This window comes from Campylobacter sp. FU_520, assembly GCF_025772385.1.
In the GTDB taxonomy this organism is placed as follows: Bacteria; Campylobacterota; Campylobacteria; order Campylobacterales; family Campylobacteraceae; genus Campylobacter_D; species Campylobacter_D lari_C.
Genome location: NZ_JAKMRZ010000002.1, coordinates 1 through 21,421, shown reverse-complemented (window position 1 = coordinate 21,421; position 21,421 = coordinate 1). Strand labels below are relative to the sequence as shown.

The following is a 21,421-nucleotide window of genomic DNA, read 5'->3' as shown; positions in this document are numbered from 1 at the left end:
TTACCAAGAAAGTATAAACTCACTTCCTTCATTTTCTTTGCTTAAAACTTTAATGTTGATATTATTTTTATCAGCTATTTGCTTGACTAAGTTTAAACCTATGCCAAAGCCACCTTGGTCTTGATTAAAGCGCTTATAGCGTGTAAAAATTTGAGCTATTTCCTTAGCACTCATACCATGACCCTCATCTTTAATGCTAAGTGTTTTTTCTTTTAAACAAATATAGATTTTTTTATGAGCATTGGTGTATTTTATAGCATTGCTTAAAATATTGTCGATTAAAATTTGTATTTCTTCTTTATTAGCATAAAAGCTTTGCTCTAAAAGATTTCTTTCAATGATGAGATTTTTTTGTGTGATTAAAGTTTCAAAGTACTCTAGCCTTTGTTCTAAAAGCTCTTTTAAATTGATATCTTCTTTGAAATTTTCTTTTTGTAAGAAAAAATTTAAGGCTATGAGATTTTGATAGATATGGTTTAAATTTTTACTTGCTAGTTTGATATGGTTTAGTTTTTTAGTGTTATTTAGGTTCAAATTTGTATCATCAAATTTTTTAATACTAGCTAAAATCACACTTAAAGGCGTATTAATTTCGTGCGTGGTGTCTTTGATGAAATCATTAAGTGTTTTAAATTGTTCTTTGATGTTTTTAAAAACAAGCATGATAAGCACATAAGCAATTATAGCAAGTAGTATAATACATATAAGAGTATAAAAAATGGTTTTTAATTTTAATTTCCAAAGTTCATTGGCAAAATCATTGATGTCTAGATTGTTATAATTATCTTTGCGGTATTGTTCTTTTTTAAAACCAAGATCATCAGTTTCTATAATGATATGAATATTTCTGTGTTTTAAAAATTTAAAATAATGTCTAGGTTTTTTCATATCAGTTCTATCTATATAAGCATCAAGATTACGAATTCTTAAAAAATCTATAAATAATTTTTTATCTCTGCTGTAGATAAAGTCGTTGTTTTTTAAATGATTGAAAATATTTATAGCATCAAATGAAAGATTACTAAAAATGACTTTTTGATCTAAGATAATAGCGAAGGAAGTGTTGAGTTTATCAGAAATTTCTGTGAAGTTGATTTTGTCTAATGAAATTTGATTATGTTTTGACTCTATAATATTTTGCAAGATGTAATTGTGATGAGTATACATATGTGTTAATTGGTTTAAGCGTATATAGCTAGCTTCTTTTTGATAAAAAGTAATAAAAAAAATTGTAAGAAAAGTACCACTTGTGATGATATAAAGAGCTAGAATTTTAAAAATAGTATTATTAAAATTTTCACTTTTCATTTTATAGCCTTATGGCATAACCTATGTTTCTTTGATTGATGATAAGGTCTTTACCAAGAATTTTTCTTAAATTTTTCACATAAACTCTAAGGCTCATAATTACAGGTTCTTCATCTAAACTCCAAATTTCATCAAAAATGGTTTCTATGCTTACAAAATGTGGACGCTTTTTTAAAAGTAAAGCTAAAAGTTCTTTTTCTTTGTTGGTAAGATTGATGATTGTTTTATCTTGATAAAGAGTTTTATTGAGTGGATCAAAAGAAATATTTTTTGAAGAGCTAAGTAAAATCAAATCTTCTTTTTGGTGGCTAAAATTTCTTTTAATGATATTTTTTACACGGATAATTAATTCATCTATATCAAAAGGCTTTTTAATATAATCATCACAGCCTGATAAAAATCCTTGTTTTACATCATCAAGCATAGATAAAGAAGTTAAAAATATAGCAGGGGTGTTTTTACCACTTTCTCTTAATTCTTTTAAAACTTCAAAACCATTACCTTTTGGGACTTTAACATCAAAAATCCAAAGATCAAAATTTTCTTCATAAGCTTTTTCTAGTGCCTCTTGTGCATCAAATACACAAGAGACTTTAAAACCCTCATCATTTAAGGCTTCATTTATAATTTCATTTAAACTTAAATCATCTTCTAAGAGTAGGATTTTTGCTGCCATTTTATCTCATTGGACAATTTGCATGGCTTCCATGGTTTTGATGATCCATTTTGTGTGTTTTGTGTGAATTTTTACCATGCTGATGCAAATTTAACTCTCTTATTTCTTTGCCGCTCATTTCATCAGTTAGTTTTTGCATGTCTTCTTGAACAATAGCCTTTCTTTGGTTTCTTTCTTGCGCAGAAAGTTTAGAGATATTTTCGCGCAAATTACTCTTAAATTGTTGATGAAAATCTCTTGCATCTTTGTATTTCATCTCATTCATTCTTTTTTTCATTTCTATAACCAAATCAGCTTGATCTTGCGCGCTAACGGTTTTTGCAAGATTTAAAATCTCATCATTGCTTTTTTTGGAAAAATCAGCTCCTAGTGCAAATGAAGCAGCCAAAGAACTTACGATAAATAAACTTATAATTTTTTTCATTGTTTCTCCTTTAAATTAATGATGAGAAATTATAAAAGCTCAAAATAAAGCCAAAATGAAATTTATTGACAAATAAAAAGCACATTAGCTCTTAAGTTTTGTTTTTCACTTTTAATAATAGGCAATACAATACTATCTGCACTAGCTGCTAAACTTGGAGCATTGTGTTTGATGTTGTAACTATCAAAATGAATGTTTTTTATCACGCAAGTTTTTGCTAGAGTTTTAGAATAATATTGAGCCTTTTCAAAAGCTTTTTTAAATGCAAGATCATATAAATCTTCTTTGTTTGCTTCTAAAATAGTCTCATCAAAGCTAGCTTGCAAAGCTTTGGTGTTAAAAGAAATTAAAGCATTAGTAGTGCTAATACTTTCTATATCTTTTATAAGATTTTCATAGTCTTTACTTTTATTTTGTGGAATTTGGCAAGTAAAATTAGAGTGCAATCTGTATCCATTAAGTGTTTTTACTCCTTGATAATAATTATAATTTGGCTCTAAAGTATAACTTCCACCTTTGCAATAATTTTCTTTAGCAATACGATCTGAGATTTCTTTAAATGTTTTAGCAATATGATTTTTTTCTTCACTAGAAACAATGGTTTTTTTACTAAGTTCTTCGCTGGCACTAAAATTTAAAGTAGCATTGAAGATATTTGGCATAATTTCATTAGATACTTCTATATTTCTTGAAAATTCTATATTTTGTTTATTATGATTTTTTAAACCTAAAAATTCAGTGTTAAAAATCACTCCTAGTACAAATAATACCAAACAAAGTAATCCTAAACCCAAACCTTTTAAAAAACTTTTCATTTTTGCTCCTTTTTAAAAATATTTTTTTATTTTAACATAAAGCCTTTAAGAATAGATTGTATAATTTTTTTAAAAATAAAGAAAGTCTTAATGCAAAAAATTCATGAAAATATTTTGAAATGGTATAGCGAAAACGGTAGGAAAAGTCTTCCCTGGCGTATTTTGCATGATGAGTATAAAAAATACGCTAAAGCAGATGATTTAGAAAAATTAAAAAACATTGATATTGCTTATGCGGTTTATGTCAGTGAGATTATGTTGCAACAAACTCAGGTAAAAAGTGTTTTGCAAAATTATTATTTTCAGTTTTTAGCTAAATTTCCTTCTTTAAAAGAACTTTCTATGGCAAGTGAAGATGAGGTTTTAAAAGCTTGGCAAGGACTTGGGTATTATACTAGAGCTAGAAATATGCACAAATGTGCAAAAATTTGTGAGCAAAAATTTAATGCAAAATTACCATTTGATATTAAAGAGCTTCAAAAACTTCCTGGTATTGGAGAATATACAGCTGGCGCTATAGCTTGTTTTGGTTTTTTGCAAGCTAAGTCTTTTGTGGATGCAAATATAAAAAGAGTTTTGAGTAGATTTTATAGTTTGCAAAATCCAAATTCTAAACTTTTAACACAAAAGGCAAAAGAATTTTTAAACTATGACAATGCATTTGATCATAACCAAGCTTTGTTGGATATAGGGGCTTTGGTTTGCTTGCCTAAAAATGCAAAATGTGAAATTTGTCCTTTAAAAGACTTTTGTAGTGGAAAAAATGAATATAAAAAATTTAACCCAACTAAAAAAATTCAATATGAAAATACTATTTTAAAAATACTTATAGTGCAAAAAAACGAGCAGTTTTTACTCATTAAGAGTCAAGAAAAGTTGTATTTTAATTTATATAATTTTTTAGAATACAAAAACCAAAAAAAAGCAAAATTTATAGGAGAATTTAAGCATTCTTATACCAAATATAAAATCAATGCTAAGGTGTATTTTTTAAAAGATGATGATTTTGAAGACTTTCAAGCTAAAGCCTTTGCTTATAAAGAATTAGAATATATCACGCTTTCAAAACTTGCTTTAAAAGCATTTGAGCTTTTTAAAAAGAGTGATTATGTATTTTGAGAAAATTTATATAGAATTAAGTGATATTTGTGGTTTAAAATGTGATTTTTGTCCTAGTCAAAAAGCCCAAAGAAAACAAATGAGCCTTGAAGACTTTGAAAAAATTTGTAAAAGCGTGCATAATCATGCCAAGCTTTTTACATTTCATGTGCTTGGAGATCCTTTAAGGATTTTAAATTTAAAAGAGTATTTAAAAATAGCTTTAAAATTTAATATGCAAATAGAACTTACTACGAGTGGATTTTATTTTGATGAAGAAAAAATCAATCTTGCTTTAAGTTTTAAAAATATACACCAAATTAATATCTCCTTGGGTGCTTTTTTATCTCAAAGTAGAATGAGCTTAAAAGAATACTTTGGGCCTATTTTGAAGCTTATTTTTTTACACTTAGAAAATAAAAATAATTCTTTTATCAACTTAAGACTTTGGAATTTAGATAAAAATTTCAACCCACCTTTAGAAAATGAAAAAATTTATGATTTTTTAGAACAAATTTTTAAAATAAAAATTCAAAAGCAAAAAACTAAAAATCGCCTAGAAAGGCATATTATCTTACACCAAGCTAGACTTTTTAAATGGCCTTCTTTAAAAGATGAGGTTGTTAGAGAGAAGGGGTGTTGTCATGCTTTAAATGGACAAATTGCTATTTTAAGTGATGGAACTTTAGTGCCTTGTTGTTTGGATGTTAAAGGGGATATAAAACTTGGAAATTGTTTTGAAAAAGATTTTAGTGAGCTTTTAAATTCCTCTTTATATATAGAATTAAAAGAAGGTTTTAAGCAAGGAAATTTAAAAGCTGAGCTTTGTAAAAGGTGTGAGTTTTTAGAGGCTAAAAACCTAAATTAACCCCACCTTCATTGTTGATTTGATAGTTTGCATCTAAACCTTGCTCTATTTCTTCTTCTTTGTCATTGTCTTTAGAATGTTTAAAAATATCTTCTGTAATTTTTGTAGCAATACCTCTAAGGGCTTTTTGTTTGCTTGAATTACTTGTAGAACTCATTTTAAACTCTAAAGTATTAGAAGCTTTGATTTGAGTTGTAGCAAATTCTATCAAACGATAATCAATGTTAATATTATAAGTTTGAGTGCTAATTTCATTTTGAGTTTGTTTTATTTTAGGATTTAAAATGAGTAAAAAATCAGCACCCAAAACATTGTAAAGTTTAACAAGTTCATCATCACTTGCATTTTTTATAAGCAAAGATTTTTCTTGATTATAAAGATCAAGATTTGCTCTATCTAAAATTCTAAATTTTTTACTTTGGAGTAAAACGCTTAAAAGTTCTTGTTCAAATTTAGCCGAAAGCTCATCTTTAACTTTGTTGATGATAATTAGCGAACTTTTATCCTCAAGGTTTTTTTCATTGTAAAGTTTTTTATAAATTACAACTTTTGCATGAAATTCATTTTGATTTGTTTGAGTTAAAGATTTAATATCATAACTATTAAAAACTCCATTACTAACAAAATCAATTTCCTCATCATAGCCTATATTAAAATTTCCATTAAAATTAAATTCAAATTTTTTAAGTTTGACTTGTTTTAAACCTTCCATTTTTCCTAGAGCTTCATTGATAGCATTTTTTATTGCTTCACTTCTTGTATTTCCAAAACCCTCGCCATAGCTTTCTTTGTTTAAAGCACTTTGTGCTTGACAAAGACAAACGAGGGTTAAAAAAAGAATTAGTAGTTTTTTTACCATGTTACACTTTTGCCTTTGCCTGTTTTATTGATGGTTTTTTCATCTTCCCAAAAGGCTAATCCACTAGTTAAATCCGTAAGAATTAAATGGAAAAAATACTCGGTTTGAATTTTGCCATTGTAAAGTTTGACAGTATCTTGTCTGATTTTACCTGAAAGTGAGAAATTTGGAGCTAAAAGTGTGCCTTTTTTAGCAATGGAGTTTTGATTAAATTCTTCATTGTCTCTTAAGTCTCTTACATCATGAGATAAGCTATCTTTTGCTCCGCCTGCTGCTATAGCGGTTGTTAGTATAAATTTTCCAGATTTTCTTAATGCTATGGTAATTTTTGAAGTGAGTTTGTCTGTGTCTATTCTTTGTGGGGTGTCATTGATGATTTTTCCTATGGCAACAACTTTTCTATTAGAGCTATTTAAATTTGCAAAAGCAGGATCACTAAGCAAACTTTGTATCATATCTTCGGCAGTTTTTTCAAAATCTTCTCTATCAAGTCCCAAAGTAAGTGCATCGCCTTGTACTTTTTGAGAAACTTTACCATCGGTATATTTTGGCTGTGAAGAGCAAGCACTGAAAACTAAAAGTGCAAAAATCATAAAAAATAAACTTTTTTTCATTTTATCTCCTTATTGTTCTTTAATTTTATAAATAATATTTGAACTTGGTATAAAAGATCTGATAAGTACAATATAATTTTTATCTTTTTCTAACGCATCTTCAAAGATTATTTTTTCTTTATCATCATAAATTTTAACCAAACCTTCATTTTTTAGCATTAAAATACTAGCACTTTTTGGTAAAGCTTGCCACATTCTAAGATCGGCTTTATTAATTAAAGCAGTGCTAACAGTGCTAATAAATGATAAAAAACCACTAGAATCATTATTGGCTATGGCTAAATTAATTGAGGTTTTAAGCGCGCTTGAGGCTAGGGTTTTCATTACCATAGAAGGTAAAAGGGTTTTAAACTCACTTGCTATAATATCATCAAAATAAATTAAATTTTGAGTTTTTTCATCTTGGCTTTGCAAGAATTTATAAGAAGTATTTCTTGATTTTAAATAAGCAAAAGCTACGCTAATATTTGCAAGATTATCATTAAAAACAAATGGCAAAGTAAGATTAAATTCTTCTTTTGTAGCGCTAAAACCATTTTCATAAATGATAAAAATATATTTTTGTTGAGGGAAGGATGTTTTTAAATGAGTGAATTTTTCAAATACTTGAAATTGCTTTTGAAGTTGCTTGTTTTTCACATTGCTTAATGCTACTTCTTTTAAAAGCTCATAAGCTTTAATATAATCTTTATCAAAAAAGAAAAATAAAGCACTAAGATAGCTAGCATAGATATTAGTATAATTTTTATTTGCGTTAAATGTGCTAAGAAGATTGTCATATTGTTTATAGATAGGGCTTAAATTTTGCTGAAAACTTGTATATATTTTTTTATCTTTTTGAAGTTCTTTTTGGTATTCTTCTTGAGCTTTTTGTATATAATCATAAAAATATTCTTTCATTCTATCTTGTCTGTATAAAGCTCGGTTAAACTCTACTCTTGCGTTTTTAAAATCACCTAAGCTCATATAATTTAAACCTTTGTAAGTATTTAGCATAATCCTTTCATAAAAATAACCTTGATAGTCATTGATGGTATCATTAAGTAAAATTTCACTAAAATTTCTAGTGGCTTTTTGAAGCCCATTTTGTAAATCTACATCATATTTATAAGCTTCTTCTGCTTTATCAAAAAAAGCATTACTTTTTTCATAATCTTTACAAACTCTTGCTAAAGAAGCTAAATTTAACCCTGTATATATGGTGTCTTTATTTGCATTTTTTAAAGCTAGGATATTTTCATCACATTGTTTGTTTATAAAGGCTTTTTCATAAGATAAATTAACATTAGCATGATTTGAACAAGCACTTAAAAAAAGTAAAATAAAAAGATAAAAACAAGAGCAAAAAAGCTTCATAAAACCCCTTTTTAGTGTAAATTTAAAAAAATAAGTTATAATTTTCATTTTTAGAGAGGTGTCCGAGCGGTCGAAGGAGCACGCCTGGAACGCGTGTGTGGGGCAACTCACCGAGGGTTCGAATCCCTTCCTCTCTGCCACTATGCGCTTTTGTTATACTGACTTCCTATGTAATCTTGTGATACATTTTGTGTGTATGATTTTATAGCTTTGGAATTTGAATTTGTTTTTTCCTCATTCTCATTTTCGCTTTTTTCATTTTGTGCTTTTAGCTCTTCTGCTTTTATTTTAGCTTGTTCGGTGCGTGCATCATTTTGCATTTGCATAGCATTAGCTGCTACTTTATAATCTTGGGGGCTAGGATCAGCTGGTGCCATAGCTGCAGCAATTACTTGCATAGCATTTGCTATAGTTTCTTCAGGAGTATTGCCTTTTTGCATTCTTATAGGCACTTCTCCTTCAACTGCATACATTTTATTATCAGGGCCTCTTGTATAGCCAAAACTTGCAGCACCTGCTAAGGCTCCACCTGCTGCTTGATGGGCTGCTTCATGAGCTCTTACTTCTCTGTCGATTTTTTCAAGTTCTCGTACTTGTTTTACTTCCTCGTTGCTTAAGTCTTTACCATTGACTTTTTGAGTTTTTTCATCTTTTTCTTGATTGTTATCATTTTCTTTTGTTTGCTGTGGATTTTCTTTTTCTGAAATGTTTTCTTTGGTTTGTTTTTTATCTTCGTTTTGATAAGGATTTTGCGTGTAAAAGGCATTGCCATAACTTGAGCTAATTTGCATTAAAATCCTTTTTTAATATAGTTTTATATTTGTAGCACAAAAAAGTTAAAAAATATATAAAAAATTACAAAATAAGCATTTTATAAAATGTTAAGCAAAATAAAGTATAATTTTAACTTCTTTTTATGTCAGGGTAGCTCAGCTGGCTAGAGCGCTGGTCTCATAAGCCGGAGGTCGGGAGTTCAAGTCTCCCCCTTGACACCATTTGGCTTTCAAAAAAACATTTTCCAATGATTTTTTAGTATTTTGATGATATTTTTGCAAATTTCTTTCTTTTTACTTTCTTCTATTTGAAGTTTATCGAAAAAAGTTTCTTCAAGGGTATCAATAAGTCGTACACATTCTTTTACATCAAATGTTTTTGATTCATTTAAAGATGACAATGCTTTTAATAATAAATCTTTATATTCTATAAGAGTTTTAATTTCTACCTCTGAAAGTTGAGCTAACAGAGATAGAAATTGCATAAAATTGTAAAATGGCATATTCCCGGTCTTTACTTATATAAAACTACTCAAGAGTACTATTGTAAGAATCACTTGACCAAGAATCCCACTCAAAGCCTTTATATCCATATCGCGTTACAGCTGTTAAAGAATATTTTTTTCCATCTACATATAAATCCATATAATAAAGATCCCCAACATTCCCAACAGTACACCATATAACACCCTCTCTATAGGTTGCTTTTCCGTTTCTATCAAATTTTGCATCTTTTTGTAAAACTTTATAACTGCTCATCCCAATCATCCATGTCCATTGTGGTTTTACTTCTATTGGTGCATTTGGCATTCCATTGGAAAAATAAGAATTTGCTGGAACCCAGCAACCGTGTTGTAAATCATTAATACTTTCAAAATGAATATTAATTACATCAGGTGGTCTCACGAAAGATGAGATTGTTTTTTCAGCAGTAGGTTCATTATTGCTTTTTCTATAAGTAAACTTGACTCTAAAAAATCTATTATCATAATCATCCGTATTAACAGAAGAAACAGGATTAAAATGTAATTTAATCTCCCCGTTTTTATTGGCGTTCAAAATTCTACCGCTTTCCTCTAAAGCAGTATAATACAACTTTTCTAAACCAATAACAACTTCACTGTTAGGTTTTAAACCGGTTATTGTTATTACCCCTCCTTTATCAAAAGTAATTTTATCATCATCATGTATAATAGGGTCAAAGCTATAATATATGGTTGTGTTTGCTTTTTTACTATCAAATTCTGCTTCAGCTTCTATTTTAACATCATCGTATGGAGCTTTTGCAGCCAAAATTATAGTGCTTTCTCCTTTGTCGTTAAAAGTTGTTTCATTGTGCGATAAGACACCACTACCACTTATAATTTTCCATTTTACTTTTGTTTTAGGTTTCCCATTAATCGCCTTCAAGGTTAAAACTTTTCCTTGCTTAGCTTCGATTATACCAAGACTTTCAATATTTAGACCATATTGATATAGATTTATAATATCTGTTGTAAAGATTTCTTCTGTATCTTTTGTTTTATTATATTTAAATTTAACTTGAAAATCTTTAACACTATAATCTGAAATTGGTCTAAAATGCAATTGCGCTTTTCCATGCTCATCAACTGCTAAAGTGTATGAATGTATCGGTTTTGCAGTTTGATTTTTAAGAATCTCAATGTAAGAATTTGGCATTAATCCGCTAATAGGAATTTCAAAATCAGTTTCATAATCTATTGTTTTTTCTTTTCCTTTAAAGCTTGGGTAGGTTATTTTTGGGGTATAAATTTCTTTATCTGAATAAGCTATAGTTTGACTTAATCTTTGACCTATAGTTTCTACGCTAATTACAGGATTAGCTTTAAATGGAGCTTTAGAAGTAATAGTTGCTTTAGCTTCACCACTAGCATTAAATACTTTATCAGCTTTAGTTAAAGTAGCATCCCCGCTTAAACTCCACTCTACTTTTTCATTAGCTTTACCACCTTTTAATACAGCATGAGCTTCTTCTCCTTCTCTTTTTAAGAAAGAATCTTTGTCAATATCCAAAACAATTTTAGTATCTTGTTTATATATATAAATCCAATCTGTTGAAAAATCCGCTGATTTGCTTTTTGTTTTCATATACTTAAATTTGATATAGAATTTATCGACTGTTGGTATCCATACTCCATTAAATTCTAAAGTAGCTCTACCAAGAGAATTTACTTTAACATGATCTTGTTTAGGTTGAGCTTCAGACAGTATATTATGATAAATTTCAATTTCTGTATTTGGAATTAAATTGCTTACCTCAAGATTAAAATCTTGGTTTAAGTTTACTGTTTTTTCATGACCTTTATAATTAGGATAAACAATACTAGGGATATATTCTTTATCTACATAAGCAATAGCAGTACTAACGTTTTGTCCGATGGTTTCTACACTAATTACAGGATTAGCTTTAAATGGAGCTTTGGAAGTAATAGTTGCATATGCATATCCACTACGATTAAAAGTTGTATCATGACTACCTAAGGTAGCATCACCATCTTTTAAACTCCATTCTACTTTAGCACCTTTTTTACCACCTTTTAGTGTAATATTAGCTTGTGCATTTTCTTCTGTGTATATTGTCTTATCTCCTTCAAATTTTAGTTCTCTTTGATAAAGATTGATTTTATCTGTGGTAAACTCTGCTTTGCTTACTCCTGTGTTCATATAACTAAACTTAATAGTAAGTTCTTTAACACTATAATCACTAATACCATTAAATTCTAAAGTAGCTTCACCTTTATCATTAACATTAAAGCTTTCTTTTTTAGCTTTTACTCCTTTATTTCCACTGATTTTATCAATGGTTGAATTTGGTAATAAACCGCTTACTTTTAACACATAATCTGAGTCATAGTCTATAGTATTTTTTAAAGTATCAAAAGGGAGCCAGCTTGGATCATATGCAGGATATTTTACTTCAGGGGTATAAATTTTTTTATTATACTTAATACTTTTTGTAAAAGAACTACCTAAAGCATTGACTTTTAACATAATATCATTCTCAAATGGAGCCTTAGAAGTAATAGTTGCTTTAGCTTCGCCATTAGCATTAAAAGTTGTATCATGACTACCTAAAGTAGCATCCCCACTTAAACTCCATTCTACTTTAGAACCTGTTTTTCCACCTTTTAATACAGCGTGTACTACTTCTCCTTCTTGAGTATAAAGTGTTTCTTTGTCAAGTTCTAAATTCAATTCTCTTTGATAAAGATTGATTTTATCTGTGGTAAACTCTGCTTTGCTTACTCCTGTGTTCATATAACTAAACTTAATAGTAAGTTCTTTAACACTAGGATCACTAATACCATTAAATTCTAAAGCAGCTTCACCTTTATCATTAACATTAAAGCTTTCTTTTTTAGCTTTTACTCCTTTATTTCCACTGATTTTATCAATGGTTGAATTTGGTAATAAACCGCTTACTTTTAACACATAATCTGAGTCATAGTCTATGGTTTTATCTAATGTTTTCCAAAAACTTACTTTATAAGAAGGATATTCTATTTTAGGAGTATATATAGTTCCATCTGCATAAGTTAATGTTTTAGCGAGGTTTTGTCCTAGGGTGCTAACATTAATGATAGGATTAGTTTTAAATGGAGCCTTAGAAGTAATAACTGCTTTAGCTTCACCGCTAGCATTAAATACTTTATCAGCTTTAGTTAAAGTAGCATCCCCGCTTAAACTCCATTCTATTTTTTCATTAGCTTTACCACCTTTTAAAGTTACTTCAGCATTTTTATTAGGTTCTGCAATAATAGTACTTGGATCAGCATTAAAGGAAATAGTGTATTGATAAAGTTTGATTTTATCTAAATTAAGCTCCTCTTTAACGCTACCTTGTTTGGTATAACTAAACTTAATAGTAAGTTCTTTAACACTATAATCACTAATACCATTAAATTCTAAAGTAGCTTCACCTTTATCATTAACATTAAAGCTTTCTTTTTTAGCTTTTACTCCTTTGCTTCCACTGATTTTATCAATGGTTGAATTTGGTAATAAACCGCTTACTTTAATATTAAAATCATCTATATAATCTATAGTTTTTTCTTGATCTTTAAAGCTTGGGTAAGTTACACTAGGTGTATATGTTTTTACATCATAAGTAATAGTTTTACTTAGGTTTTGGCCTAGGGTGCTAACATTAATGATAGGATTAGTTTTAAATGGAGCCTTAGAAGTAATAACTGCTTTAGCTTCACCACTAGTATTAAATGTTGCTTCTTGATTACTTAAACTAGCGTCTCCACTTAAACTCCATTCTATTTTTTCATTAGGTTTACCACCTTTTATAGTTACTTCTACATGATCAAGTTTTAGATCTTTTAAAGCTTTGTTGCTATCACTTTCATAAGCATGGATTTTATCTTTACTAAAATTAATGCTTGGGGTGTATTGGTGGAGTTTGATCTCTCCGTTTATTTCTTGAGTGCTAGCTGTGCTTTGATTATAAGTAGCAATGATTTGCAATCTTTTAATATTAAAATCTTTTACTCCTTCAAATACTACCTTACTCTCACCTTTATTATCAGCTGTGCTTTCTTTATCATTGCTAATTCTTAAAGTCTTATTGCTTTGTATATCTTTAGCTTTCCATGAAACTTTTGTTTTTGGCATTAAGCCTTTAAGTTTTACTTCAAAATCGCTTTTATAATCAATCATTCCTTTTTCAAAGTCTTGATGAGTCACAGGGTCTTTTCCAGTAGGAAGTTCCATAGTAGCTGAATAGTTTTTGATTTCTAAATCTTTACTTTTTGCTTTTACTAACTCATCGCTCATATTCTTAGCAATGATTTTTACTTTTTCATTTCCACTAAGTCCTATGATTTCTACATTGCTCTCGCCATTTTCATTAGCTATTAAATTAAGCTCTTTAGAGGTTTTATCTTTATCTATAAATAAAGCATTATCTCCTTGTATGCTCCATTTAACCTTAGTAGTTTTAGCTTGTAAGTTTTTATAGCTTGCATGAGCTTTTTCTTTATTACCTATAGTGGTTTTATCTAAGATAATATCATCATCTCCATAAATTGCTATTTGAACAAAGGCTTTTAAAGTAACTCCTAATACATTGGCAATAATTTCAGCCTTTTCTTTATTTTTCATACTTGCATCAGGCTTATAGATGATATTTGAAATTCCATCTTTATCAGTTTTATCTGAATTTGGAGTTTTTTCTAAACTTCCTTTGCCGATTAATTTCCAATTTATATCTAAATCACTTGCTAAATCACTTCCTGCAAATGTGATTAGAGATTTTTCATGTCTTTGTATATTAGAAGGTTTGGCAAATACCCTAAAGTCTCCTTTTGGAGTTACAATAGTAATAGGAAAACTCTCTTGAGCATTACCTGCTTTAGCAATTAAATTGGTTTGATGGACTCCATAAGCATGGATTATTTTTACAAAAACCTTTCCATTGTCATCAGTAATATAATGATTTCCATTCTTTAATATTACACTTTTTTGTTCAGGAGTTACATTTATAGCAACATTTTTAACTGCTTGGTTAAAGCCATTTTTTAGCATAATGCAATGAGTATTATCTCCTAAATTTCCACAATAAGAAATATGATAAGCATTATTAATGGCTTTATATTCAAGCACCATAGAATAATCTCTATCGATAAAATGAGTTCTAGAGCCTTCAATAGTATTATTTATACCTGCAAATTTAGGATCAAAAGCATGTTTGAGGGCATCTTTATCTAAAGGTATACTAAAATTCATAGCTATATTTGTACCTTGTTTATCACTTTCATTGCTTCTTTTATGACTTAGCGAAAAAGTTAATGCAGGACAAGGTGAATAAGTAATACCTCCTTCATACACTAAAGGATTTTTTTCTAAATCTTCATAACAATTTGCATTGCCAAATGGAGCAACCTTTTCTCCATACCATTTACTCATATTAGCAAAGATAGCTACATTACTCATAGAAGGAAAAGCGTATTTAATACCCATGTCCCAACCATTAGCAGGGCGCTCTAAGAAAGTTAGATTATTATTAGTATTTTTAAAATCATAACTATCAACCCAATCACTTAGTCTTTGATAAATATTAGCATGAAAAGCGAGTGTATCTAGCATACTTTCAAAACCTAAAGACATTCTTTTATGTTCCCTGCTAAAATCATGATCATAAACTAAATTTAATCCTAGCATGATATTTCCTGAATTATTTAATGCTAATGCATTAGGATAATATCTTATACCACCACCAAAATGACCTATGATTCTATTATTATCATATCCACCTATACCGCTTTGTAAAAAATAAGATATTTTTGGATTATCTTCACTCATAATAGGTAAAAGTGCTTTAGCACCACCGCTTAAACCACCTCTGTCGTTATAGCTTAAATTAAACTCACTATTAATGGAGTGATTAAGAGATTGTAAATATTCTTGGATTAAAGTATTAGCTTGTAAGCTTAAATAATTACCTGCTAAGTCTCTAACAATTTCATCTCTTTCTTTGCTATCTTTGGCATTATATACATTACCTATGGTTTGGATGGTGTTAATAACCTTATTAGATAATTCTTTATCTTCTTTACTAAGATTAGAATCTTTCTTTGGTTTTTCTTCTAATAGCCTTTTGACTTTTAGATCAATATTGTTATGATCTTTAGCCTGACTTAAGCTATTAACCGCAAGAGTTTGATTGTTATCTATAATGATTTTATCTTGATTTTTTAAAATCATTATTTGAGAAAAAAGAAAAGTGTGAATGAGTAAAACAAATAAAAGCGTTTTTTTCATATACTCCCCCTAGAATCCTTTCATAAAGTTTGATTTGTGATGAGAATATGATAACACAAAAAATACAAAAATGATAAAAAAGTTATAAATATATTGAAAAATAGCTAAAAAACTATCAAATATAATAATTATTTATAAACTATAATCAAAATTACTTTTATTTTTTATTAAAAAAATACATATAGATTTGTTATTATTTACATATCATCAAAATTCACTTTTATTTACTTTTTTAAAATAATGCAAAAATAGACTTTTGTAGCTTTTATATTTATACTTTGTTATATTGTTTAATATATGTGCAGATATGAAAAAATAGTGTTTATATAAGAATATAAATTGTATTTATTATATTTAATATATAAAAAATAAATACTAAGCTTATATATAGTAATAAATAAAGAGTAAAAATATCTTATTATACTCTTTAGATAATTAGAATATAGAGTTTTTTATAAAGTTGATAATAGTTATTATAATCTTAAAATAACTTATTAAAAAAATATATTTAATTATAGTTTATATGTTTTTATAAATTAGGTAATAGGTAAAATAATATATGGAATGTTTAATGAAAAATGAAAGGTGGTTTAAATATAAGGCTAAAGCTTAAAAATAAGCTTTAGATTTTTTAATATTCATATTGATTTAGTTCTTCTTGGGTGCCAAGTAGCATTAGTATATCATTCAAATAAGCGGTAGTTTCTAAATTTGGCATAATACTCCAAGTATCATGCTGTTTATGTGCAATGACTTTTAAATTTTGGCTAATAGACTGCAAGGTTTTTCCCGCCAAGTTTTCATCCACTAAAAGTTTTGCTACTTTGATGGTATTAGCTGAAAGATCTATGATTTCAAAATTTGGATTAGTGATAAGAATTTTAGCCAAACGCTTTGCAGATTCTTTTTCAGGATAGATGACTTTATTAACCCCAAGTTTTGAAAGAATTTGTCCGTGTGTAGAAGAATTTGCTTTAGCTATGATATTTTTTACCCCTATTTCTTTTAAAGCCATGAAAGTAAGTATGCTTGATTCTAAATTTTCACCTATACTAAGTATGACAACATCAGCATTTGCATAACCTGCTTCTTTTAAAGCTATGGTATGGGTAGAATCTAAGATATAAGCAAAATCCGCATGATCTTGCAATTCTTTAACCGCTTCTTCATCAATATCTGAAACAATAACTCTTTTACCTTGATCAATAAGTTCTTTTGCTAAAACCGAGCCAAATCTTCCAAGTCCTATAATACCATAAGTTTCTTTTTTCATAATATAATTTTTCCTTTTGGATAATTTAAATATTTTTCTTTTTCTTTAAAAAATATACTAAATAAAAATGCAAGCACACCCACTCTACCACTAAGCATAAGTAAAATGATAATTAACTTACTTTCAGAATTAAAAAGCGCGCTAAGTGATAAAGTCCCACCATCACCCACTGAAACTCCTACTGTAGCAAAAGCTGAGCTTGTTTCAAAAAGCAAGGGTAAAAAGCTTTTATCATCCTCAATTAAGGATAAAATTAATACACAAGCGATGATATATACGATAGAACTTACCGCTATAATAAAAGCTTTGTTGATAGTTTCTGTAGGAATTTCAAAGTTAAAAATTCTTGCATTGCTATCTTTGATACTCCAATAAGCATAGATTAACAATACAGCAATAGTAGTTACCTTAATACCTCCAGCTGTTCCACCAGGTGCACCACCTACAATCATAAACAAAGATCCAAAAAATAAACTTGCATCTTTAAAAGTGCCAAGATCAAGAGTATTAAATCCTGCTGTTCGGTAATTTACTGCTGTAAAATAAGCACTCATGATTTTATCAAAAAGTGAAAATTCGCCTATACTTTTTGGGTTATGGTATTCAAATAAAAAAACCACTAAGCTTGCAAAAATAATCAATATAACAGTAGAAATTAAAACAAGTTTTGTATGTAAGCTTAAGCTTGCAAAACGTTTTTTAGAAAAAAAGTATAATTCTAATAATACAAAATAACCCAAACCTCCAATGATAATCAAAGAGGTAATAATAAAATTAATCCAAAAATCATCTCTATAAGGCATTAAACCACTTTCAAATACACTAAAACCAGCATTATTAAAAGCAGAAATGGAGTGAAAAATACTAGCCCATAGAGCTTCGCTTAAATTCATATCTAATTTAAATCTTAAAAATAATAATACTGCACCTATAAGCTCAATAGCAAAAACAAAAAATAAAACCTTTTTTAAAAATCCTACAAGTCCGTCAGCACCAGGATAAATCAAGGATTCTCTTAAAAGATTTTTTTCTCCAAAACTCATTTTTTTGCGTACTAAAATATATAAAGCCATAGCTATACTCATATAGCCTAAACCGCCTATTTGGATAAGCAATAAAATAACAAGTTGGCCATAAAAGCTAAAATCTAATGAAGTGTTTAGTACAATAAGTCCTGTCATACTTACAGCTGAAGCGCTGGTAAAAAATGCATCTAAAAAAGATATGGGCTTAGTGTGCATAATGGGAAGCATAAGGATAAAAGTACCAAAAAGTGCTATAAGTATATAGCCTATGAATAATATTCTTATATTTTTTCTATCTAAGGATAATTTTGTCATATTAATTCTTTAAAACTAAAAAAATATTCTACTTAAAATTGGTTAATATAGATAAAGAAGGAAGCTTTCCACTTTTAAGTGGAAAGCCAAAAGATATTAAAGCATTCCTACTGCTAAGAAGCCTAGAGCAACAGCTATAGCTATAGCTAGAACACCAGGGATAAAGAATGCATGGTTGAATATGAATTTTCCAATTCTTGTTGTACCTGTATCGTCCATTTGAACCGCACCTAATAAAGTAGGGTAAGTTGGAAGAACGAAAAGTGCTGAAACAGCAGCAAAGCAAGCAACTAGCATATAAGAATCTGCAGGATTTGTAGCTGAAATTCCTAATGCAGCAACGATAACTGGAACAATAGCTTTTGCAGTAGCTGCTTGAGAGTATAAAAGCATACTAGCAAAAAAGAAAGCAACCGCAAGCATAGCTGGGGTTTGTTTAACCCATTCACCTGCTACTTCTTTAATACCTGCTTCATGACCTGCAACGAAAGTGTTTCCAAGCCAAGCAACACCAAATACACATACACAAGCTGTCATACCTGATTTAAATACACTTGTATCTAAAATCTTAGCAGGTTCAACTTTGCAAAGCCAAGTGATTAAAGTTGCAGCGGTTAATAAGAAACTCATAATCGCAGCATCTCTTGGAATAACTACAGGATCAATCCATTTGATATTGTTAGAAATTGCTGTAGCATAAAGAACAACTGCTAATACTGTGAATAAGAAAATAGCAACTGAAAGTTTTGCGCCTGGTTTATCTTCGCTTTGTAAAACATCAGAAGCGCTTTTTACAAGGCCAGCTTTTAAACGTTCTTGATATACAGGGTCTTTGCTAAGATCCATAGGAGTGATTAAACTTACAATAAAAGCTGTAATCATACAAGCAACAAAAGTAGTTACAATCCAAATTCCAATTAATGTTGGATAATTCCAACCAAGTGGTTCTAATACACCAGTCATATAAACAACAGCAGCACTAACAGGAGAAGCTGTAATACCAATTTGTGAAGCAACAACCATTAATGAAAGCGGAGCTGATGGTTTAATGTTTTGTGATTTTGCAACATCAATAACAACAGGCATTAGTGAAAATACTGCATTACCAGTGCCTGCTAAAATAGTAAGCAACCAACCGCAAGCTGGTGCAAGATAGTTAATAAATCTTGGATGTTTACGTAAAATTCTCTCAGTAACTTTTACCATATAATCCAAACCGCCTGCTTGTTGCATTGCTGAAATTGCAGCAATGGCTGCAGCGATGATTAAGATAACATCCCAAGGAATATTACCTGGTTTCATACCCAAAACAAGACCTAAAATAACAACACCTAAACCTCCAGCATAGCCTATTGCTATGCCACCAAGGCGGATACCTATAAATATTGCCCCAAGGAAGACAACAAGTTGTAAAATAATCATAATATCCATGATTAAACTCCTAAGTTATTAAGCTTTTCTTTTTTCTGTCATATGAGGATTTAACATATTTTCTGGTGTCAAAATCTCATCAATTTTTTCTTTTGGCAAATAACCTCTTTCAAGACAAATATCGCCAACTGCTTTACCAGTTTCTAGAGCTTCTTTAGCAATGCTTGCAGATTTTTCATAACCTAAAACAGGATTAAATGCTGTCACGATTCCGATTGAATTTAATACAAGTTTTTTACAGTTTTCAGGATTTGCTTTTAGTCCTTTGATAGCTTTTTCAGCTAAAGTTTTCATAGCATTTTCAAGTAATACTATAGAATTGAATAATCCATAAGCAATGCCCGGCTCAAATGCATTAAGTTCAAATTCTCCTCTTTCAGAGCAAAGCATGATAGTAACATCATTACCTATAACTTCATAGCAAGCTTCACCAACTGCTTCACAAATTACTGGATTTACTTTACCTGGCATGATAGAGCTACCTGGTTGCATAGCAGGCAAGCTAATTTCAGCTAAACCACATCTTGGACCAGAATTCATTAATCTTAAGTCATTTGCAATTTTAGATAGTCTTACAGCTGCAGTTTTTAACGCACCGCTTACATGTACAAAATCAGCAGTGTCTTGAGTAGCAGCAATGAAATCTTCTGCTGGTTTAAATTCAACACCAGTAATTTCTTTTAATTTTTTCTCAACCACAAATTTATAATCAGGATGACAGTTAATTCCTGTGCCAATAGCTGTTGCACCAAGATTTAAATAACTCATTGACTCACGAGCTGCTGTGATTTTTTCAATATCACTTTTAATATAGCTAGCAAAAGCATTGAAAGTATTTCCTAAAGTTGTAGGAACTGCATCTTCAAGCTCTGTTCTACCCATTTTGATGATATCTTTGTATTCTTTAGCTTTAATTTCTAATTCGGTTTTTAAAAGTTCCATAGCTTTTAAAAGATCAGTAAGTTTTGCGTAAGTTGCTACTTTGATTGAACTTGGATAAGTATCATTTGTAGATTGACCTAAGTTTGTATGATCGTTTGGATGAAGGTATTGGTATTCACCTTTTTTATGCCCCATACTTTCAAGAGCAATATTAGTGATAACTTCGTTAGTATTCATATTTGTACTAGTACCAGCGCCACCTTGGATCATATCTACTACAAATTGATCTAAAAATTCACCAGCAATTAATCTGTCGCAAGCTTTAGCAATAGCATCAGCTTTGTCTGCATCAAGAACTCCAACTTCTTTGTTAGCAAGCGCAGCTGCTTTTTTAACTTGAGCGAAAGCTTTTACAAAATATGGATAATCTTGTAATCTTCTACCACTCATATGGAAGTTTTCTAGTGCTCTAAAAGTTTGCACTCCATAATAAACTTCGTCAGAAATTTCCAACTCACCAATAAAGTCGTGTTCTTTTCTTGTTCCCATGATGTACTCCTTGTGGGTTTTATTTAAGTTTTGTTTATAAACTTAATGAGTATTATATAACAATTTTTTATAAAAGTTTCATAAATTTTTCTAAATTTTTAAATATTTTAATAAAAAATATATAAGAATTAATTATAAAATTAAAAATTATTTCTACTGGTAAAATGTTTTTATAGATATTTATGATTTGTAATAACTTTAAAAATATAAAGATAAGGCAAATAAAGTGAAAATGAAGCTATAAGAGTTGTAAGTCAATTAGCAAACTCTAGCTTACCAATTACCATCCCCCTAAATCCTTCATCAATTAAACCAAACCCATTAAGGGTTTAGTCAATTATTTAAAATTTTTTCTTTCTAGCATCT

At 29.3% G+C, this 21,421-nt stretch carries 16 protein-coding genes and 2 tRNA genes; 4 read left to right on the top strand and 14 right to left on the bottom strand.

The window, feature by feature from the left end; all coding sequences use genetic code 11:
• The 4 genes from L8W55_RS00860 to L8W55_RS00845 form a co-directional block, all read right to left on the bottom strand.
• Positions 1 to 1,308: a sensor histidine kinase gene (locus L8W55_RS00860; protein ID WP_263676896.1), complete on the bottom strand. Its 1,308-nt coding sequence runs from the start codon at positions 1,306 to 1,308 to the stop codon at positions 1 to 3.
• A gap of 1 nt (position 1,309) precedes the next feature.
• Positions 1,310 to 1,984 (bottom strand): response regulator transcription factor, encoded by a 675-nt coding sequence (locus L8W55_RS00855; protein ID WP_263676895.1) that lies wholly within the window; start codon positions 1,982 to 1,984, stop codon positions 1,310 to 1,312.
• Between the two features lies 1 nt (position 1,985).
• Positions 1,986 to 2,408, bottom strand: coding sequence for a DUF1104 domain-containing protein (locus L8W55_RS00850; RefSeq protein ID WP_263676894.1), 423 nt, complete (start codon positions 2,406 to 2,408; stop codon positions 1,986 to 1,988).
• Positions 2,409 to 2,470: 62 nt separating this feature from the next.
• Positions 2,471 to 3,223, bottom strand: coding sequence for an SIMPL domain-containing protein (locus tag L8W55_RS00845; RefSeq protein ID WP_263676893.1), 753 nt, complete (start codon positions 3,221 to 3,223; stop codon positions 2,471 to 2,473).
• A gap of 75 nt (positions 3,224 to 3,298) precedes the next feature.
• Between L8W55_RS00845 and mutY the strand changes: the two genes are divergently transcribed.
• Both mutY and L8W55_RS00835 read left to right on the top strand, forming a co-directional pair.
• Positions 3,299 to 4,342 (top strand): A/G-specific adenine glycosylase, encoded by a 1,044-nt coding sequence (gene mutY, locus L8W55_RS00840; protein ID WP_263676993.1) that lies wholly within the window; start codon positions 3,299 to 3,301, stop codon positions 4,340 to 4,342.
• Entirely contained in the window at positions 4,332 to 5,189 is an 858-nt protein-coding gene (locus L8W55_RS00835) for a radical SAM/SPASM domain-containing protein (RefSeq protein ID WP_263676891.1), read from the top strand. Before mutY ends, L8W55_RS00835 begins: the two co-directional genes overlap by 11 nt.
• On the opposite strand, the gene L8W55_RS00830 is transcribed toward L8W55_RS00835, so the two are convergent.
• From L8W55_RS00830 to L8W55_RS00820, 3 genes are read right to left on the bottom strand one after another with little or no spacing between them, the layout of a single operon-like run.
• Positions 5,173 to 6,048, bottom strand: coding sequence for a hypothetical protein (locus L8W55_RS00830; RefSeq protein WP_263676890.1), 876 nt, complete (start codon positions 6,046 to 6,048; stop codon positions 5,173 to 5,175). The two genes, L8W55_RS00835 and L8W55_RS00830, sit on opposite strands and share 17 nt — an antisense overlap.
• Positions 6,042 to 6,662, bottom strand: coding sequence for a penicillin-binding protein activator LpoB (gene lpoB / locus L8W55_RS00825; RefSeq protein WP_263676889.1), 621 nt, complete (start codon positions 6,660 to 6,662; stop codon positions 6,042 to 6,044). The genes L8W55_RS00830 and lpoB overlap by 7 nt, the downstream gene beginning before the upstream one ends.
• A 9-nt stretch (positions 6,663 to 6,671) precedes the next feature.
• Positions 6,672 to 8,018, bottom strand: a complete 1,347-nt coding sequence (locus L8W55_RS00820; RefSeq protein WP_263676888.1) for a hypothetical protein — start codon at positions 8,016 to 8,018, stop codon at positions 6,672 to 6,674.
• Positions 8,019 to 8,070: 52 nt separating this feature from the next.
• On the opposite strand from L8W55_RS00820, the gene L8W55_RS00815 reads away from it, so the two are divergent.
• Positions 8,071 to 8,158, top strand: a tRNA-Ser gene (locus L8W55_RS00815).
• Here L8W55_RS00815 and L8W55_RS00810 read toward each other — a convergent pair.
• Positions 8,159 to 8,809: a putative metalloprotease CJM1_0395 family protein gene (locus L8W55_RS00810; protein ID WP_263676887.1), complete on the bottom strand. Its 651-nt coding sequence runs from the start codon at positions 8,807 to 8,809 to the stop codon at positions 8,159 to 8,161.
• 127 nt (positions 8,810 to 8,936) lie between these two features.
• Here L8W55_RS00810 and L8W55_RS00805 point away from each other — a divergent pair.
• Positions 8,937 to 9,013 (top strand) — tRNA-Met (locus L8W55_RS00805).
• A gap of 8 nt (positions 9,014 to 9,021) precedes the next feature.
• Here the strand turns inward: L8W55_RS00805 and L8W55_RS00800 are convergent.
• From L8W55_RS00800 to L8W55_RS00775, 6 genes are all read right to left on the bottom strand, one after another.
• Complete coding sequence (locus tag L8W55_RS00800; RefSeq protein ID WP_263676886.1) at positions 9,022 to 9,294, bottom strand: hypothetical protein; 273 nt, start codon at positions 9,292 to 9,294, stop codon at positions 9,022 to 9,024.
• A 25-nt stretch (positions 9,295 to 9,319) separates the two neighbouring features.
• Positions 9,320 to 15,580, bottom strand: a complete 6,261-nt coding sequence (locus L8W55_RS00795) for an inverse autotransporter beta domain-containing protein (RefSeq protein WP_263676885.1) — start codon at positions 15,578 to 15,580, stop codon at positions 9,320 to 9,322.
• A 631-nt stretch (positions 15,581 to 16,211) separates the two neighbouring features.
• Positions 16,212 to 16,853 carry a potassium channel family protein gene (locus tag L8W55_RS00790; RefSeq protein ID WP_263676884.1) on the bottom strand — a complete coding sequence of 214 codons (642 nt, stop codon included), beginning with the start codon at positions 16,851 to 16,853 and terminating at the stop codon, positions 16,212 to 16,214.
• Entirely contained in the window at positions 16,850 to 18,193 is a 1,344-nt protein-coding gene (locus tag L8W55_RS00785) for a TrkH family potassium uptake protein (protein WP_263676883.1), read from the bottom strand. The genes L8W55_RS00790 and L8W55_RS00785 overlap by 4 nt, the downstream gene beginning before the upstream one ends.
• A 96-nt stretch (positions 18,194 to 18,289) precedes the next feature.
• Positions 18,290 to 19,624 (bottom strand): anaerobic C4-dicarboxylate transporter, encoded by a 1,335-nt coding sequence (locus L8W55_RS00780; RefSeq protein WP_263676882.1) that lies wholly within the window; start codon positions 19,622 to 19,624, stop codon positions 18,290 to 18,292.
• 18 nt (positions 19,625 to 19,642) lie between these two features.
• On the bottom strand, positions 19,643 to 21,055 hold the full coding sequence (locus L8W55_RS00775; RefSeq protein WP_263676881.1) for an aspartate ammonia-lyase: 1,413 nt from the start codon (positions 21,053 to 21,055) through the stop codon (positions 19,643 to 19,645).
• Positions 21,056 to 21,421: the final 366 nt, after the last annotated feature.